Here is a 17,383-nt window from a genome sequence, read left to right on the forward strand (position 1 = left end):
ACGGGGCCGCGACAGTTGTCGAATTAAGGTAGTGAACAAGATGAGCGCCAGGCACTTTCTCTCGTTGATGGACTTCAGCCCGCAGGAACTGAGCGGCCTGATTCGTCGAGCCATCGAGCTGAAGGACCTGCGCCAGCGCGGCGTGCTGTTCGAGCCGCTGAAGAGCCGGGTGCTGGGCATGATCTTCGAGAAGGCCTCCACCCGTACCCGCCTGTCCTTCGAAGCCGGCATGATCCAGCTCGGTGGCCAGGCCATCTTCCTCTCCCCGCGTGACACCCAGCTGGGCCGCGGCGAGCCGATCGGCGACACCGCCATCGTCATGTCCAGCATGCTCGACGTGGTGATGATCCGTACCTACGCCCACAGCAACCTCACCGAGTTCGCCGCGCACAGCAGCGTGCCGGTGATCAACGGCCTGTCCGACGACCTGCACCCCTGCCAGCTGCTGGCCGACATGCAGACCTTCGAAGAAGCCCGCGGCAGCATCAAGGGCAAGACCGTGGCCTGGGTCGGCGACGGCAACAATATGTGCAACACCTACCTGGAAGCAGCCGTGCAGTTCGACTTCCAGCTGCGCATTGCCTGCCCTGAGGGCTATGAGCCGAAGGCCGAGTTCCTTGCCGCCGCCGGCGACCGCGTGCGCATCGTCCGCGACCCGAAGGAAGCGGTGGCCGGCGCCCACCTGGTCAGCACCGACGTGTGGACCTCGATGGGTCAGGAAGAGGAAAGCGCCAAGCGCCTCAAGCTGTTCGCCCCCTACCAGGTCAACCGCGCCCTGCTAGATGCCGCCGACCCGAGCGTGATCTTCCTGCACTGCCTGCCCGCCCACCGTGGCGAGGAGATCAGTGAAGACCTGCTCGACGATCCGCGCTCGCTGGCCTGGCAGCAGGCCGAGAACCGCCTGCACGCGCAGAAGGCGCTGATGGAAATGCTGGTCGCACCGGGTTGCCGTCCGGCATGAGCGAACTGCTGCTGTCGCTGCGCGACCTGGCCTGCGGCTACCACGAGCACCGCATCGTGCAGTCGCTCGACCTGCACCTGAACGCTGGCGACATCGGTTGCCTGCTCGGCCCCTCGGGCTGTGGCAAGACCACCACCCTGCGCGCCATCGCTGGTTTCGAGGCGGTGCTGCAGGGCGAGATCGAGCTGGGCGGCGAAGTCATCTCCCGCGCCGGCTTCACCCTGGCGCCGGAGAAGCGCCGCATCGGCATGGTGTTCCAGGACTACGCCCTGTTCCCGCACCTGTCGGTGGCGGACAACGTGGCCTTCGGCATCCGCAAGCACCCGCAACGCGACAAGATCACCGCCGAGCTGCTGGAGCTGGTCAAGCTCAGCCAGCTGGGCAAACGCTTCCCCCATGAGCTGTCCGGCGGCCAGCAGCAACGCGTGGCTCTGGCCCGCGCGCTGGCACCGGAGCCGCAGCTGTTGCTGCTCGACGAGCCTTTCTCCAACCTCGATGGCGAGCTGCGCCGGCGCCTCAGCCACGAGGTGCGCGACATCCTCAAGGCCCGCGGCACCAGCGCCATTCTGGTCACCCACGATCAGGAAGAAGCCTTCGCCGTCAGCGACCAGGTCGGCGTGTTCAACAAGGGCCGCCTGGAGCAGTGGGACACGCCCTACAACCTGTACCACGAGCCGGCCACGCCCTTCGTCGCCAGCTTCGTCGGCCAGGGCTACTTCATCCGCGGCCAGCTGCAGAGCCCGGACACGGTGCAGACCGAGCTGGGCAGCATCCGCGGCAACCGCGCCTACACCCTGGCACCCGGCAGCGCGGTGGACGTGCTGCTGCGCCCGGACGATATCGTCTATGCCCCGGACAGCGCCCTGCAAGCACAGATCGTCGGCAAGACCTTCCTCGGCGCCGCCACCCTGTACCGCCTGCAACTGCCCACCGGCACCCAGCTGGAGGCGATCTTCCCCAGCCATGCCGACCATGCGCCCGGCCAACAGGTCGGCATCCGCGTCGCCGCCGATCACCTGGTGGTGTTCGCCGCGCAGGGCAGCGTGGCCGCCCAGGTCAGCCTGGGCGAGTCCGGCGTGCGGCGCTACAGCAGCAGCTGAAGCGCCAATCTGCTTTCTACTTCGCAGGAACGAAGGGACGCTCAGCCCTGCTTGGCGAGCCGAGCTCGCTCCTTCAGGTCACTGCCGAGGCTGAGCGGCGGGCTGCCGTAAGGCGGGTGAAACCCGAGACGAGGCAGCCTGCCTGCGCGGGTTTCACCCGCCCTACGCCTCAGAGAAACAGCTTGCCGCTGGCCACCAGCACGGCCTGGCCGGCGATCTTCACCCGCTCGCCTTCCAGCCGGCAGTGCAGCTCGCCACCACGGGCCGAGCACTGGTAGGCGCTCAACTCGCCCTTGCCCAGGCGCTCGGCCCAGTACGGCGTGAGGATGCAGTGGGTGGAGCCGGTGACCGGGTCTTCGTCGATGCCGATGCCCGGGGCGAAGTAGCGCGAGACGAAGTCATGCTCGCGGCCCGCCGCGGTGACGATCACCCCGAGGCCCGGCAGTTTCGCCAGCGCCGCCAGGTCGGGCTCGCACTCGCGCACCGCCTGCTCCGACTCCAGCACCACCAGCAACTCCTTGCCGCCCTGCACCGCCAGTACCTTCTGGCCGAGAATGGCCGCCACCTCGGCCGCCATCTCCACCGGTTCCAGCCACATGGCCGGGAAATCCAGCACCAGCCGGCCGCTCTCGCGGCTCACCGCCAACGCACCGGACATGCAGGTGAACTGCAGCAGCTCGCCTGGCTCGCCATACAGCTCGAACAGCGTATGAGCGGTGGCCAGGGTGGCGTGGCCGCACAGCGGCACTTCGCACGCCGGGGTGAACCAGCGGATGCGCCAGCCCGCGCCTTCGCGCACGGTAAAGGCCGTCTCGGCCTGGTTGTGCTCGGCGGCGATGCGCTGCATCAGCTCGTCCTCCAGCCAGGCGTCGAGCCGATAGACCACGGCCGGATTGCCGTGAAACGGTCGGTCGGTGAAGGCGTCGATCTGATGGAATTCGAGTGACATGGCTGCGCTCCCTGGCATTGGTCGTTGAGCTCGCCAGCATGCCGCGCCAGGGGCCCGGCGGCCCGATACAGTCATGGCCGATTGCGCCATTACAGCTGCACTGTCTCAAGGCGCCGCGGGCGAGCGCGGTGCAGGCGCTTTATCGCGAAAGACTCTAAATAGTCATTAATTCATCATAAATCAGTCACTTGCCAATCCTGGCATGCCGCCTGCTATGGCCGACCCCGGTCAGCACAACGGCGTGTCTGCCAACTCAACCGACAACGACGTCACAGAACCTCTCCCTCATCGGGCGCGGGCTGTGGCGTTTTTTTGCGTTATTGGCTAACAGGAACGACCCATCATGTGCATGAAACCGACCCTGCTGTCGCTCGCCATCGCCTCCGCCACCCTCGCCCAGGGCGCCTTCGCCGCCGAGGACTTCAGCAACCTGTTCACCCAGGGCAAGCCGATCCTCGACGCCCGCTACCGCTTCGAGAACGTCGATCAGGAGAACGCCCTGCGCGACGCCAACGCCCAGACCCTGCGCACCCGCGCCGGTTTCCAGAGCGGCAAGTGGTATGGCCTGTCCGGCCTGGTCGAGGTGGACAACGTCAGCCGCATCGGCGACGACGCCTACAACAGCACCCGCAACGGCCAGCGCGAATACGCGGTGGTCGCCGACCCGGACGGCAGCGAGGTCAACCAGGCCCTGCTGCGCTACGACCACAAGCTCGGCAGCGCCGTGCTCGGCCGCCAGCGCATCAACCTGGACAACCAGCGCTTCATCGGCAGCGTGGCCTGGCGGCAGAACGAGCAGACCTACGACGGCGCGCTGACTCAGCTCAAGCCCATCGACGGCCTGACCCTGAGCTACGCCTACCTCGACCAGGTCAACACCGTCTTCGGCCCGGACAACGGCCGCTACGACAACCGCACCAACCCGGCCAACATCGACGGCCACAGCCACCTGGTCAACGCCCAGTACGTGTTCCTGCCAGAGCTGACGGCCACCGCCTACCGCTACCTGCTGGACCTCGACAACATCGCCGTAGCGCCCACCGCCGCCGAGGGCACGCTTTCCAGCCAGACCACCGGCCTGCGCCTGAACGGCGCCGTCGCCGGCATCAGCTACGTGCTCGAATACGCCCAGCAGCAGGACCATGGCGACAACCCGCTGGACCTGGACAGCGAGTACTACCTGGCGGAACTCGGCTACACCCTCAAGGGCGTGCAGCTGAAGGCCGGCTACGAGGTGCTCGGTGGAGACGGTGGCGCCGGCAACCGCGCCTTCCAGACGCCGCTGGCGACCAAGCACGCCTTCCAGGGCTGGGCGGATGTGTTCCTCACCACCCCGGCCGACGGCATCGAGGACGCCTACTTCGGCGTCACCGCACCGCTGTTCGGTGGCACCCTGCAGGCCTGGTACCACGACTTCGCCACCGAGCAGGGCAGCGATGACTACGGCGACGAGATCGACCTGTCCTACGCCCATCCGATTCCCGGGGTGAAGGGCATGGTCGGCCTGGTCAAGTACGCCACCTACGACTCCGCGGACGAGGCCAGAACCGTCGACACCGACAAGGTCTGGCTGCAGCTGCAGTACAGCTACTGATCCGCGCGCAACGGCCGGCGCGGCGAGTCGTACAGGCTCGCCCGCCCGAGCCCTAGCGCTCCTTCACGCCATAGGCCTTGAGCAGAGCCCGCAGACGGCCGTCGGCGCGATAGCGCCGCAGGCCCTGCTCGAACAGCTCGACATAGCGGGCGCTGTCCGCACGGGTCGGCGAGAAGGCCAGGTAGATGGGCATATCCGGCTCGCGGCAGCCGGCCTCGCGCAGTTCGCCGCTGCGGCCGAGGTCGGCCAGGCGCGACTGGATCACCCAGCTGTTTTCCACCAGCACGTCCAGGCGGCCATGGCGCAGCTTGGTCAGGTTGAGGTCGAGGGCGTTGTCGCCAGCGGCCACCTGCACACGATCGCCGTCGCGGTGGGCGGCCACGTAGGCATTGAGCGGCTCGCCATAGCTGTAGTCGTTGATCACGCCCAGGCGCACCGGGGCCAGCGAATCGACGCCGCGGAAGCGCCAGGTGAAGTCCTGGCGGGTATAGAAGCAGTTGCGCGACATGGCCACCGGCGTGCGGGTGAACAGGAAGTCCGCGGCATCCTCGTGGCCGGCGCCCACCGCCGCGTTGATCTCGCCGCGGCGCACTTCCTGCAGCACCCGCGCCCAGTTGCGCGTCTCGTAGCGCACGGCGATGCCGTGCTCGGCGAAGATGTCGCGCGCCAGTTCGACGAAGATCCCAGGCTTGGGCGAGCCGGGAGCACAGTTGATCGGGCACCAGAGGTCGGCGGCGATGACCAGCGTCTCGCCACGCGCCGCAGGAGCGGCGCTCAGACACAACAACAATGCGGGGAGCAAGGCCGGCAGACGACTACGCAACGGCATGCAACGACCTCAGGAACAGACTTGGTACAGTTGTACCACCCTCAGCCTTCGCTGCGCACCCTCTTCACGGCGTCCAGCCAACCGGCGTAGAGCTTGCCCCGATGGACATCGGCCATGCGCGGAGCGAAGCGCTGCTGGCGATGCCAGTGGCTGGCCACTTCATCCAGGTCGCGGTACAGCCCGGCCTGCAGACCGGCCAGGTAGGCCACGCCGAGGGCCGTGGTCTCGGTCACTACTGGGCGCTCTACCGGTACGCCGAGAATGTCGGCGAGGAACTGCATGACCCAGTTGTTCACCACCATGCCACCGTCCACCCGCAGCGCGCTGGGCTCGGCGGCGCCGTCCTGGCGCATGGCCTCGAGCAGATCGCGGGTCTGGTAGCACACCGACTGCAGGCCGGCGGTGACGATCTCCTTGATCCCGGTGTCGCGGGTCAGGCCGAAGATGGCGCCACGCGCCTTGGGGTCCCAGTACGGCGCGCCGAGGCCGGTAAAGGCCGGCACCAGGTACACGCCGCAGGCATCGCCGGTCTGCTCGGCGAGCAGCTCGGTGTCGCGGGCGTCGCTGATCAGCTTGATGCCGTCGCGCAGCCACTGCACGGCGGCACCGGCGACGAAAATGCTGCCCTCCACCGCGTAGGTGACCTTGCCGTTCAGGCGATAACCGACCGTGGTCAGCAGGCGATTCTTCGATACCACCGGCTTGTCGCCGGTGTTCTGGATCATGAAGCAGCCGGTGCCGTAGGTGCTCTTGACCATGCCGGGCTGGAAGCAGGTCTGGCCGATCAGCGCGGCCTGCTGGTCACCGGCCATGCCCAGCACCGGAATGCCGGCGCCGAGCAGCGCAGGCTCGGTAACGCCGAAGTCGGCGGCGCAATCCAGCACCTCCGGCAGCAGGCTGCGCGGGATGTCGAACAACTGCAGCAGCTCGTCGTCCCACTGCTGGCTGTGGATGTTGAACAGCAGGGTGCGCGAGGCGTTGCTGGCATCGGTGCGGTGCGACTTGCCATCGGTCAGGCGCCACAGCAGGAAACAGTCCACGGTGCCGAAGCGCAGCTCGCCACGCTCGGCGCGCTCGCGGGCGCCGGGCACGTTGTCGAGAATCCAGCGCAGCTTGGTGGCGGAGAAATACGGGTCGATCAGCAGGCCGGTCTTGTCGGAGACCTTGGCCTCATGGCCCTCGGCCTTGAGCCCGGCGCAGTAGTCGGCGGTGCGGCGGTCCTGCCAGACGATGGCCGGGTGGATCGGCGTGCCGCTGACGGCATCCCACACCACGGTGGTTTCGCGCTGGTTGGTGATGCCGATGGCCAACACTTCGCTGGCCTGCAGGCCCTTGCTGGCCAGGGCCTCGCGACACACCTTGAGGGTGGTCAGCCAGATCTCCTCGGCGTCGTGCTCGACCCAGCCGTCCTTGGGGAAATACTGCTTGAACTCCTGCTGGGCGCTGGCCAGCGGCAGGCCCTGGGCACTGAAGACGATGGCACGGGAACTGGTGGTGCCCTGGTCGATGGCAAGCAGGTATTGGGACATGCGCGTTTCCTTGTTGTTATGCGTGGGCTCCGTCGAGAGCCGGATCATTCCCTGCCGATGGCGGCGAAGGTGCCCTGGGTGTGCAGGGCCAGCACCTCGGCCGCCAGCTCCACTTCCAGGCCACGGCGGCCGGCGCTGACATGGATGGTCGGGTACTGGCGTGCGGATTCGTCGATAAAGGTGCGCAGGCGCTTCTTCTGCCCCAGCGGGCTGATGCCGCCGACCAGATAACCGGTGCTGCGCTGGGCCTGCTGCGGGTCGGCCATATCGGCCTTCTTCGCCTCGGCGGCGTGGGCCAGGGCCTTGAGGTCGAGGCTGCCGGCCACCGGCACCACCGCCACCAGCAGCTCGCCCTTCTCGGTGGCGGCCAGCAGCGTCTTGAATACCCGCGCCGGGTCCAGATTGAGCTTTTCCGCAGCCTCCAGGCCGTAGGACGGCGCCTTGGGGTCGTGGTGGTAGCTGTGCACCTGGTGCTCGGCCTTGGCCTTTTTCAGCAGATCGATGGCAGGAGTCATGTTCGAATGTGAAAATCCCTGACGAAGGCGCGTACCTTAGCGGAAAAAGCCCGGCGGAGCAGCCCTCGCCGTCGCACAGGGTGGCTACCAGGGATGGCAGGTCATAACAGTCGCCAGCGGGCGGCACCTCGCTATAATCCGCCGGCCGATAAAAAAGGAAAGCCCATGAGCCTCCCGCCCCGCCAGCAGAGCATCCTCGAACGCGCCCGCGAGCGCGGCTACGTCAGCATCGAAGAGCTGGCCCAGGCCTTCGCCGTTACCCCGCAGACCATCCGCCGCGACATCAATCAGCTGGCCGAACAAGGCCTGCTGCGGCGCACCCATGGCGGCGCGGCGAGCGAGGCATCGAGCATCCAGAACACCGCCTACGCCATGCGCGCCGGACAGATGCGCGACGAGAAGCAGCGCATCGCCGAGGCCATCGCCGCGCAGATCCCCGACTACGCCTCGCTGTTCATCAGTATCGGCACCACCACCGAGGCCATCGCCCGCGCCCTGCTCGGCCGCAAGCACCTCAAGGTGATCACCAACAACCTGCATGTGGCCGCCACCCTGGCCGACAAGGCCGACTTCGAAGTGCTGGTGGCCGGCGGTAGCGTACGCAGCGACGGCGGCGTGGTCGGTCAGGCGGCGGCGGACTTCATCCAGCAGTTCAAGGTCGACTTCGCCATCATGGGCATCAGCGGCATCGACGACGACGGCAGCCTGCTGGACTTCGACTACCAGGAAGTGCGCGTGTCCCAGGCCATCATCAACAACGCCCGCCAGGTGCTGCTGGCCGCCGACTCCAGCAAGTTCGGCCGCAACGCCGTGGTGCGCCTGGGCTCCATCGCTCTGGTCGACCACATCTTCACCGACGCCCCGCCCTCCGCCGGTCTGGCCCGTCTGCTGGCCGAGCAGAAGATCCAGCTGCATATCGTCTGACGCAGCTACCGTAGCCCGGATGCAATCCGGGGTCGGTGCACCCCGCGTTCCGGATTACCTCCGGCCTGCGAGCCAGCGTAGGGCGGGTGAAACCCGCGTTGTGCCCCCGCTCGGCCCTCCCTCAAGCCTCTCCTTTCTGACATTTGGCCGTCCTGCGGGCTAGCGAAAACGCGCCTGCTCGGCTAGCATATTTTCGAAATCGAACATTCATAAGTTCATATCGAAACCTACGGTGCCTTGCCATGTCGCTCAGTCAGACGCCTCCCATCGCTGAAATCTACGACCTGGCCGTGGTCGGTGGCGGCATCAACGGCGCCGGCATCGCCGCCGACGCGGCCGGCCGCGGCCTCTCGGTGTTCCTTTGCGAACGCGACGACCTGGCCCAGCACACCTCCTCCGCCAGCAGCAAACTGATCCACGGCGGCCTGCGCTACCTCGAACACTACGAATTCCGCCTGGTTCGCGAGGCACTGGCCGAGCGCGAAGTGCTGCTGGCCAAGGCCCCGCATATCGTCAAACCGATGCGCTTCATCCTGCCGCACCGCCCGCACCTGCGTCCGGCCTGGATGATCCGCGCCGGCCTGTTCCTCTACGACCACCTGGGCAAGCGCGAGAAGCTGCCGGGCTCCAACGGCGTGCGCTTCGGCGCCGGCAGCCCGCTGAACGCCGAAATGGCGCGCGGCTTCGAGTACTCCGACTGCTGGGTGGACGATGCCCGCCTGGTGGTGCTCAACGTGATGGCCGCCCGTGAGCGCCACGCGCATATCCACACCCGCACCCGCTGCGTCAGCGCGCGGCGCAGCAAGGGCCTGTGGCACCTGCACCAGGAGCGCGCCGACGGCAGCCTGTTCTCGATCCGCGCCCGCGCCCTGGTCAACGCCGCCGGCCCCTGGGTGGCGCGCTTTATCCAGGACGATCTGAAGCAGAAATCGCCCTACGGTATCCGCCTGATCCAGGGCAGCCACATCGTGGTGCCGCGCATCCACGACGGCGAACAGGCCTACATCCTGCAGAACGAGGACCAGCGAATCGTCTTCGTCATCCCCTGGCTGGAGCGCTTCAGCCTGATCGGCACCACCGACCGCGAATACCAGGGCGACCCGGCCCAGGTACGCATCAGCGAAGAAGAAACCGAATATCTGCTCAAGGTGGTCAACGCCCACTTCAAGCAGCAGCTGCAGCGCAGCGACATCCTGCACACCTACTCCGGCGTACGCCCGCTGTGCGACGACGAATCCGACGAGCCCTCGGCCGTGACCCGCGACTACACCCTGTCGCTGTCCGGAGCGCCGGGCGAGGCGCCACTGCTGTCGGTGTTCGGCGGCAAGCTGACCACCTACCGCAAGCTGGCCGAATCGGCCATGAGCCAGCTAGCACCCTACTTCCCCCGCCTGTGCCCGGCCTGGACCGACAAGGCGCCACTGCCGGGCGGCGAGAACATGGATAGTCGCGAGGCTCTGGTGGACAAGCTGATCGCCCGCTTCGGCTGGCTCGACCGCGAACTGGCGCAGCGCTGGGCCAGCACCTACGGCAGCCGCACCTGGCGCCTGCTCGACGGCCTGCAGTGGCAGAACGAACTGGGTGAGCACCTGGGCGCCGGCCTGTATACCCGCGAAGTAGACTACCTGCGCCGCGAGGAATGGGCCGTGGAAGCCGAGGACATCCTCTGGCGCCGCACCAAGCTCGGCCTGTTCATGACGCCCGGCCAGCAGGCCAAGCTGCGGGACTACCTGCAGGCCAGCCGCCAGCCAGAGCCCCTGGCCAGCGCTCGCGCGGTCTGATCAGAGCGGCGACTGCGCCCCACTCTCCTGACGCTGGGCCAGCTGCGCGTCGTCCATGCGATGGGCGCGCAGATGCGGCAGCACGGCAGCCAGCAACGGCTCCTTGAACGCCGCCTGGAAGCGATGGGCCAGGCCCGGAATCAGCCTCAGCTCGCTGCCCTTTATATGGGCAGCCACATGCACGCCGTGCATAACCGGCAGCAGCGGGTCGGCTGTGCCATGCACCACCAGGGTCGGGACCTGCAGGCGATTGAGCAGTTCCACCCGGCTCGGCTCGGCGAGGATCGCCAGGATCTGCCGCTGCACGCCCTGGGGATTGAAGGCGCGGTCGTAGCTGTACTCGGCCTCCACCAGTAGCTGTGCGCGATCCACCGCAAGGCTCGGACTGCCGAGCGCGGCCAAAAGGTCGGCCTGCTGTTCGATGGCCGCGGCACGATCCGGCGCCTCGCGCCGCGCCAGCTGCTGCAGCAGGCGCGCATCCGGCGCCGGCAGGCCCGGCGCGCTGGAGCTGGTCATCAGCAGGGTCAGGCTCTCCACCCGCTGCGGCGCCAGGTCGGCCATGTGCTGAGCAATCATCCCGCCCATGCTGGCGCCCAGCACGTGGAAGCGCTGCACGCCCAACACATCCATCAGCCCCAGGGCATCGCCGGCCATGTCGCGCAACGAATAGGGCGCGGCGGCGCCGAGTCCCAACTGATAGCTGAGCAGCTCATAGCCCAGGCTCACCGACGGTGCCTCGCCGCGCCAGGCAGACAGGCCGACATCGCGATTGTCGAAACGGATCACCCGGAAGCCCTGCTCGCACAGGCGCGCGAGCACCTCATCGGGCCAGTGGATCAGCTGGCCGCCAAGCCCCATGACCAGCAGCAACGCCGGGTCGCTGTCGCGACCGATGCTCTGGTAGGCCAGGCGCACCTCGCCGACATCCGCCGTGGCGGTCGGCACCTGCAGATCACAGCGAGAAACCGCAAAGGACGGCAAGCCGCACAGCAGCGCGACGAAGAAGAGCAACGCACGCATCGAGAACACCCAGAACGCAGAACCCCAGTGAAGCGCGAGTCTGCGGATGTTCGTGCGTTGGCGCTGCCACAGTTCGATGACAATTTGATGAAGGGTGCCGAACGGTAGTGACTCGCTCTCAGAGCGGCTCCGATTCCGCCGGCTGCTCACGCGGCCATACCAGGCTGAAGTGGGCGCCGCCGAGGTTGGCGCTACGACCGACATGGGCGCGGCCGGCGTGCCAGTAGATGATCCGGCGCACGATGGACAGGCCCAGGCCGTGGCCGCCGGAGGCGCGAGTGCGGCTGTCGTCCAGGCGCAGGAAGGGGGTGAAGATGCGCTCCCAGGCGTCCTCGGGCACGCCGGGGCCGTCGTCCTCCACATCCACCCGGCAGCGCTCCGGGCCGATGTTATAGGTCAGACGCACCCGGGCATCGGCATGGCGCATGGCGTTGCTCACCAGGTTCTGCAGGGCGCGGTGCAGGTAGCGCGGCTCGGCTTCCACCAAGGCGCTGCCGTCCGGGGCATCGCGGCACTGGCCGCGGTCGACGCGGATATCGGCACGCAGCGGCGCCAGTTCCTTGATCACCTGGTCGAGCAGCGCGCGCAGGTCCACCCGTTGGTAGATCAGCTCCGGCGAGCCCTGCTCCAGGCGGGCGTAGACCAGCATCTCGTCGACCAACTTGTCCAGCTCCTGGATGTCGCCGTCCATGCCGTCCATGTACTTGCGCCGCGCCTCGTCGCTGTCGGCGTCACCGACCATCTCCAGGCCGAAGCGCAGCCGCGCCACCGGCGTGCGCAACTCGTGAGACACGGCACGGACCATCTCGCGCTGCACGTTGAGCAGGCGCTGCAGCTGCTCGGCCATGGCATTGAAGGTGGCCGCCAGGCGCCCCACTGAGTCGGCGCCCTGGGTCGGCGCGCGGGCATCCAGGCGGCCACTGGCCAGGTGCGAGGCGGCGTTTTCCAGGGCCAGCAGGCGGCGCTCCAGGCGCCGCACCAATAGATAGAGGATCAGCCCGGTAAGGGTCAGGCCGAGCACGCCGATCAGCACCAGCAGCTCGGTCGGATAGGGATTCATCTGGTAGATCGGGCCCACCTCCAGCACCCAGGGCGTGCCGACCATGCCGGCGATCACGCGGATCGAGTCACCGCCCTTGCCCAGCGCCAGCACGGTGTCGCCCTCGTCCACCCGACGCTGCTGGTCCTCGTCCAAGTCGACCTTCTCCAGGGTCACCAGGCGCAAGTCGAAGCCGAACTGCTTCTCTTCCTTCAAGGCCGCCAGTCGCTTGGGCTGCTCGACGATGGGGTAACGCACCAGCTCGTCCATCAGCAGATAGACGGTGGCGCGCGCCAGCTGCTCGCTGATCTGCTCCACTTCGGTGGTCAGCACCAGTTGTTGCTCGGCGCTGACCAAGGCATAGACCCGCGCCGCGTGCGGGCCGGTCTGTTCCACCAGCACCTGTCCACGCAGCAGACGCCCGCGGGCGCGGCCGTCTAGCGGCTCGGCGGTCAACTGCTGCAGTTCCAGCGACACGCCGATCAGCCGACTCCAGGTCACCAGCGCCCGGCGCCGGTCCACCTCCCCCATCGGCTGCAGGCTGTCTGCCATCAGGCGGAAGGTGCCGCGCGCCAGCTGCTCACGGTACTGATCGCTGCGCACCTCGTTGGTCAGCTGCAGGGCGCCGACGCCGAGCAGCGCGACCAGCACCAGGGCGGCGATGATGCCGCCATAGATGCGCAGGAAGATGGTGTTCATTGCAGCGCGCTGGCGGCCTCGGCGACGAACAGGTAGCCCTTGCTGCGCACGGTCTTGATCAGGCGCGGGTGCATCGGATCATCACCGATCTTTGGGCGGATGCGCGAGATGCGCACATCAATCGAGCGGTCCTGACCGTCATACTCGATGCCGCGCAGGGCGGTGAAGATTTCCTCGCGGGACAGAATCCGCCCGGCATTGGCTACCAGCAGCCAGAGCAGGTCGAACTCGGCGCTGGTCAGCTCGATGCCCTCGCCGCGCAACCAGGCCTCGCGCATGGCGCTGTCGATCACCAGCGGGCCGAACTCCAGGCGCCGCTGGTTTTCCGCCGTCGGCGCCTCGCTCACGCCCTCGCTGCGCCGCAACAGGGCACGGATGCGCGCCAGCAGCACACGCGGGCGCACCGGCTTGCACACATAGTCGTCGGCGCCCATCTCCAGGCCGAGCACTTCGTCCATGTCATCGGTACGCGCGGTGAGCATCAGGATCGGCCCGGCGAACTGGCCCCGCACCTTGCGGCAGATGGACAGGCCGTCCTCGCCCGGCAGCATCAGGTCGAGCACCACCAGGTCCGGCTGCTCCTTGAGGATGCGTGCCGCGGCCCGGGCGCCATCGGATTCGATCGCCACCTGCAGGCCATTGCCTTGCAGGTACTCCTGGGTCAACTCCGCCAGCCGCTGATCGTCCTCGACGATCAGGATTTGCCAGGCCTCTTGCTCCACGAACTCTCTCCAGCGGAAACGCCATAGTGGCGGCATTGTAACAACCGCGAACGGTTAGCACAGCGCATGCCAGAAACACTAGATATTGTGTTAGCTTCCGCGCCGGCCGAATACTTTTCCCGGCCGGCGAACCCGCTCGCCAAGGTCGACGAACGGTAGAAGCCAGGGTTCATGGGGCCTGCCGCGATTCCCGCGGATTTCACCCACAATTCACCCACAAGTTATCCACAGAATTGCTCTCTACCCTTCCCTTGCAATGCCCCCGTTAGCGCATTATCTTGTATCCCCATCGCGCCTCACACCTACATATGGTGTTTTCACGAGGCACCGGACACTAAGAAAAAAGAATGCAGAGGGGCCCGATCCGCTCGCTACCGGTAGCACTTCACACACATCCGCCGCAGCGGTGGATGGTCGCAGCACGGACAGCGCAGCAAGCCCCCTCAGATTCACCGAACAGGTACGCAGCCACAGGCGCCCACCACTATCCCTAGTGGTACAGCCATAGGCTTCGTCACCGACTTTGGAGCCAGGAAGGCGCTTGAAGTCCGCGCCCTTACTGCCCCAAAGAATGCTTTTCTCGATGCCTGGCTGGAACGCCGGATTTCGTGACGTTTTTCAATGGAATGAACACAAGGCACCTCAGGTGTCCAAACCAATTAGAAGTGGAGAACCTCATGCACACCGACACAACTCGCGAGAACCCGCAGGCCGTGGCGCCGCAGGCAGCCGAATCCAGTCAGGATCTGGCCGCCACCGCCCCGGGCCAGCTGCGCGTGATCAAGCGCAACGGCACCGTCGTCCCCTACACCGACGACAAGATCACCGTGGCCATCACCAAGGCGTTCCTCGCAGTTGAAGGCGGCAATGCCGCCGCCTCGTCGCGTATCCATGAAACCGTCGCGCGTCTGACCGAGCAGGTCACCGCCACCTTCAAGCGCCGCATGCCGTCCGGCGGCACCATCCACATCGAAGAGATCCAGGACCAGGTCGAACTGTCCCTGATGCGCGCCGGCGAGCAGAAAGTCGCCCGCGACTACGTGATCTACCGCGAAGCCCGCGCCAACGAGCGCAAGAGCAGCGCCGCCGACGTAGCCCAGCCGCACCCGAGCATCCGCGTCACCAAGGCCGACGGCAGTGTGCAGCCGCTGGACATGGGCCGCCTGCAGACCATCATCCGCGAAGCCTGCGAAGGCCTGGCCGAAGTCGATGGCTCGCTGATCGAAGCCGAGACCCTGAAAAACCTGTACGACGGCGTGGCCGAGAAGGACGTCAACACCGCCCTGGTGATGACCGCCCGTACCCTGGTCGAGCGTGAGCCGAACTACTCCTACGTCACCGCTCGCCTGCTGATGGACAACATCCGCGCCGAGGCCCTGAGCTTCCTCGACATCGCCAGCAGCGCCACTCACCACGAGATGGCCGACCTCTACGCCAAAGCCCTGCCGGCCTACGTGGAGAAAGGCAGTGAGTTCGAGCTGATCGACTCCAAGCTGAAGACCTACGACCTGGCCAAGCTGGGCGCCGCCATCAACCACGAGCGCGACCAGCAGTTCACCTACCTGGGCCTGCAGACCCTGTACGACCGCTACTTCATCCACAAGGACGGCATCCGCTTCGAACTGCCGCAGGTGTTCTTCATGCGCGTGGCCATGGGCCTGGCCATCGAAGAGCCGCGGAAGGAAGAGCGCGCCATCGAGTTCTACAACCTGCTGTCCTCGTTCGACTACATGGCGTCGACCCCGACCCTGTTCAACGCCGGCACCCTGCGCCCGCAGCTGTCCTCCTGCTACCTGACCACCGTGCCGGACGACCTGTCGGGCATCTACCAGGCCATCCACGACAACGCCATGCTGTCCAAATTCGCCGGCGGCCTGGGCAACGACTGGACCCCGGTGCGCGCACTGGGCTCCTACATCAAGGGCACCAACGGCAAATCCCAGGGTGTGGTTCCGTTCCTGAAAGTGGTCAACGACACCGCCGTGGCCGTGAACCAGGGCGGCAAGCGCAAGGGCGCCGTCTGCGCCTACCTGGAAACCTGGCACCTGGACATCGAGGAATTCCTCGAGCTGCGCAAGAACACCGGTGACGACCGCCGCCGTACCCACGACATGAACACCGCGAATTGGATTCCGGACCTGTTCATGAAGCGCGTGTTCGACGACGGCCAGTGGACCCTGTTCAGCCCGTCCGAAGTGCCGGACCTGCACGACCTGACCGGCAAGGCATTCGAAGAGCGCTACGAGTACTACGAAGCCCTGACCCAGTACGGCAAGATCAAGGTCTTCAAGACCATCGCCGCCAAAGACCTGTGGCGCAAGATGCTGTCCATGCTGTTCGAAACCGGCCACCCGTGGCTGACCTTCAAGGACCCGTGCAACCTGCGCAGCCCGCAGCAGCACGTGGGCGTGGTACACAGCTCCAACCTGTGCACCGAGATCACCCTGAACACCAACAAGGACGAGATCGCAGTCTGCAACCTGGGCTCGATCAACATGGTCAACCACATCGTCGACGGCAAGCTCGACGTCGAGAAGCTCGGCCGCACCGTGAAGACCGCCGTGCGCATGCTCGATAACGTCATCGACATCAACTACTACTCGGTACCGCAGGCGCGTAACTCCAACCTCAAGCACCGTCCGGTCGGCCTCGGCCTGATGGGCTTCCAGGACGCCCTGTACCTGCAGCACATCGCCTACGGCTCCGACGCAGCCATCGAGTTCGCCGACAAGTCCATGGAAGCAATCAGCTACTACGCGATCCAGGCTTCCTGTGACCTGGCCGATGAGCGCGGCAGCTACTCCACCTTCGACGGCTCGCTGTGGTCCAAGGGCATCCTGCCGCTGGACTCCCAGCAGATCCTGATCGAGGCCCGCGGCCAGAAGTACATCGACGTCGACCTGTCCGAGTCGCTGGACTGGGCCCCGATCCGCGAGCGCGTGAAGAAAGGCATCCGCAACTCCAACATCATGGCCATCGCGCCGACCGCGACCATCTCCAACATCATTGGCGTGTCGCAGTCGATCGAGCCGACCTACCAGAACCTGTACGTGAAATCGAACCTCTCCGGCGAGTTCACCGTGATCAACCCCTACCTGGTGCGCGACCTGAAGAACCGCGGCCTGTGGGACAGCGTCATGGTCAACGACCTGAAGTACTACGACGGCTCCGTGCAGCAGATCGAGCGCATCCCGCAGGACCTGAAGGACCTGTACGCCACCGCGTTCGAAGTGGAAACCAAGTGGATCGTCGACGCCGCCAGCCGCCGCCAGAAGTGGATCGACCAGGCCCAGTCGCTGAACCTGTACATCGCCGGCGCCTCGGGCAAGAAGCTGGACGTGACCTACCGCATGGCCTGGTTCCGTGGTCTGAAAACCACCTACTACCTCCGTGCCCTGGCCGCGACCAGCACCGAGAAATCCACCATCAACACCGGCAAGCTCAACGCCGTGTCCAGTGGTGCCATCGATGAGGGCAACTTCGCCGCGCCGGCCGGCCCGGCTCCGGTGCCGAAGGCGTGCTCCATCGACAACCCCGACTGCGAAGCTTGCCAGTGATGAGGGACGCACGAATCTGAGCGGCGCCCGCGTTGTTGCCCGGCAGGTCCGCCCCCATCACGTGCACTAGCACGCTCAGGGGCTCGAACCTGCCAGGCGCCTAGCGCTCACTCGCTCAGCTTCGCGCTCGCACCGAGTTGCCAAGGTAAACAGCCACAATCAAC

Annotated in this window: 13 protein-coding genes; 6 read left to right on the forward strand and 7 right to left on the reverse strand. The window is 66.4% G+C overall.

Annotated elements, in window-relative coordinates; genetic code table 11:
- Positions 1–40 precede the first annotated feature (40 nt).
- Together argF and N7607_RS14965 are read left to right on the forward strand one after the other, a co-directional pair.
- Entirely contained in the window at positions 41–961 is a 921-nt protein-coding gene (gene argF, locus N7607_RS14960) for an ornithine carbamoyltransferase (RefSeq protein WP_279868026.1), read from the forward strand.
- Positions 958–2,061 (forward strand): ABC transporter ATP-binding protein, encoded by a 1,104-nt coding sequence (locus N7607_RS14965; RefSeq protein ID WP_279868024.1) that lies wholly within the window; start codon positions 958–960, stop codon positions 2,059–2,061. The genes argF and N7607_RS14965 overlap by 4 nt, the downstream gene beginning before the upstream one ends.
- 169 nt (positions 2,062–2,230) lie before the next feature.
- Here N7607_RS14965 and N7607_RS14970 read toward each other — a convergent pair whose 3' ends face one another.
- Positions 2,231–3,010, reverse strand: coding sequence for a PhzF family phenazine biosynthesis protein (locus N7607_RS14970; RefSeq protein ID WP_279868023.1), 780 nt, complete (start codon positions 3,008–3,010; stop codon positions 2,231–2,233).
- Between the two features lie 349 nt (positions 3,011–3,359).
- Between N7607_RS14970 and N7607_RS14975 the strand changes: the two genes are divergently transcribed.
- The gene (locus tag N7607_RS14975) at positions 3,360–4,604 is read left to right on the forward strand and encodes an alginate export family protein (protein ID WP_347881174.1); all 1,245 of its coding nucleotides are present in this window, start codon (positions 3,360–3,362) and stop codon (positions 4,602–4,604) included.
- 52 nt (positions 4,605–4,656) lie between these two features.
- Here N7607_RS14975 and N7607_RS14980 read toward each other — a convergent pair whose 3' ends face one another.
- From N7607_RS14980 to ybaK, 3 genes are read right to left on the reverse strand one after another with little or no spacing between them, the layout of a single operon-like run.
- Positions 4,657–5,433 carry a transporter substrate-binding domain-containing protein gene (locus N7607_RS14980; RefSeq protein ID WP_279868021.1) on the reverse strand — a complete coding sequence of 259 codons (777 nt, stop codon included), beginning with the start codon at positions 5,431–5,433 and terminating at the stop codon, positions 4,657–4,659.
- 41 nt (positions 5,434–5,474) lie between these two features.
- A complete protein-coding gene (gene glpK / locus N7607_RS14985) occupies positions 5,475–6,962 on the reverse strand; it encodes a glycerol kinase GlpK (RefSeq protein WP_279868020.1) in 1,488 nt (495 codons plus the stop codon).
- Between the two features lie 44 nt (positions 6,963–7,006).
- Positions 7,007–7,477 (reverse strand): Cys-tRNA(Pro) deacylase, encoded by a 471-nt coding sequence (gene ybaK, locus N7607_RS14990; RefSeq protein ID WP_279868018.1) that lies wholly within the window; start codon positions 7,475–7,477, stop codon positions 7,007–7,009.
- Positions 7,478–7,642: 165 nt separating this feature from the next.
- On the opposite strand from ybaK, the gene N7607_RS14995 reads away from it, so the two are divergent.
- Both N7607_RS14995 and glpD read left to right on the forward strand, forming a co-directional pair.
- Positions 7,643–8,401, forward strand: a complete 759-nt coding sequence (locus tag N7607_RS14995) for a DeoR family transcriptional regulator (RefSeq protein WP_279868016.1) — start codon at positions 7,643–7,645, stop codon at positions 8,399–8,401.
- Positions 8,402–8,643: 242 nt separating this feature from the next.
- Positions 8,644–10,182, forward strand: a complete 1,539-nt coding sequence (gene glpD / locus N7607_RS15000; RefSeq protein ID WP_279868015.1) for a glycerol-3-phosphate dehydrogenase — start codon at positions 8,644–8,646, stop codon at positions 10,180–10,182.
- Here glpD and N7607_RS15005 read toward each other — a convergent pair whose 3' ends face one another.
- The 3 genes from N7607_RS15005 to N7607_RS15015 form a co-directional block, all read right to left on the reverse strand.
- Positions 10,183–11,202 carry an alpha/beta hydrolase gene (locus N7607_RS15005; RefSeq protein ID WP_279868013.1) on the reverse strand — a complete coding sequence of 340 codons (1,020 nt, stop codon included), beginning with the start codon at positions 11,200–11,202 and terminating at the stop codon, positions 10,183–10,185. It lies immediately after the preceding gene.
- A gap of 118 nt (positions 11,203–11,320) precedes the next feature.
- The gene (locus tag N7607_RS15010; RefSeq protein WP_279868011.1) at positions 11,321–12,940 is read right to left on the reverse strand and encodes an ATP-binding protein; all 1,620 of its coding nucleotides are present in this window, start codon (positions 12,938–12,940) and stop codon (positions 11,321–11,323) included.
- Complete coding sequence (locus N7607_RS15015; protein WP_279868009.1) at positions 12,937–13,662, reverse strand: winged helix-turn-helix domain-containing protein; 726 nt, start codon at positions 13,660–13,662, stop codon at positions 12,937–12,939. The genes N7607_RS15010 and N7607_RS15015 overlap by 4 nt, the downstream gene beginning before the upstream one ends.
- A gap of 677 nt (positions 13,663–14,339) precedes the next feature.
- Between N7607_RS15015 and N7607_RS15020 the strand changes: the two genes are divergently transcribed.
- On the forward strand, positions 14,340–17,219 hold the full coding sequence (locus tag N7607_RS15020; RefSeq protein WP_279868007.1) for a ribonucleoside-diphosphate reductase subunit alpha: 2,880 nt from the start codon (positions 14,340–14,342) through the stop codon (positions 17,217–17,219).
- Positions 17,220–17,383: the final 164 nt, after the last annotated feature.

The sequence above is a fragment of the Pseudomonas sp. GD04019 genome (assembly GCF_029837695.1).
In the GTDB taxonomy this organism is placed as follows: domain Bacteria; phylum Pseudomonadota; class Gammaproteobacteria; order Pseudomonadales; family Pseudomonadaceae; genus Aquipseudomonas.

What these genes read in the sequence shown, in the direction of transcription:
- argF (WP_279868026.1), top strand. Translation starts at nt 41, where the DNA reads ATGAGCGCCAGGCACTTTCTCTCGTTGATGGACTTCAGCCCGCAGGAA.
- N7607_RS14965 (WP_279868024.1), top strand. Translation starts at nt 958, where the DNA reads ATGAGCGAACTGCTGCTGTCGCTGCGCGACCTGGCCTGCGGCTACCAC.
- N7607_RS14970 (WP_279868023.1), bottom strand. Translation starts at nt 3,010, where the DNA reads ATGTCACTCGAATTCCATCAGATCGACGCCTTCACCGACCGACCGTTT.
- N7607_RS14975 (WP_347881174.1), top strand. Translation starts at nt 3,360, where the DNA reads ATGAAACCGACCCTGCTGTCGCTCGCCATCGCCTCCGCCACCCTCGCC.
- N7607_RS14980 (WP_279868021.1), bottom strand. Translation starts at nt 5,433, where the DNA reads ATGCCGTTGCGTAGTCGTCTGCCGGCCTTGCTCCCCGCATTGTTGTTG.
- glpK (WP_279868020.1), bottom strand. Translation starts at nt 6,962, where the DNA reads ATGTCCCAATACCTGCTTGCCATCGACCAGGGCACCACCAGTTCCCGT.
- ybaK (WP_279868018.1), bottom strand. Translation starts at nt 7,477, where the DNA reads ATGACTCCTGCCATCGATCTGCTGAAAAAGGCCAAGGCCGAGCACCAG.
- N7607_RS14995 (WP_279868016.1), top strand. Translation starts at nt 7,643, where the DNA reads ATGAGCCTCCCGCCCCGCCAGCAGAGCATCCTCGAACGCGCCCGCGAG.
- glpD (WP_279868015.1), top strand. Translation starts at nt 8,644, where the DNA reads ATGTCGCTCAGTCAGACGCCTCCCATCGCTGAAATCTACGACCTGGCC.
- N7607_RS15005 (WP_279868013.1), bottom strand. Translation starts at nt 11,202, where the DNA reads ATGCGTGCGTTGCTCTTCTTCGTCGCGCTGCTGTGCGGCTTGCCGTCC.
- N7607_RS15010 (WP_279868011.1), bottom strand. Translation starts at nt 12,940, where the DNA reads ATGAACACCATCTTCCTGCGCATCTATGGCGGCATCATCGCCGCCCTG.
- N7607_RS15020 (WP_279868007.1), top strand. Translation starts at nt 14,340, where the DNA reads ATGCACACCGACACAACTCGCGAGAACCCGCAGGCCGTGGCGCCGCAG.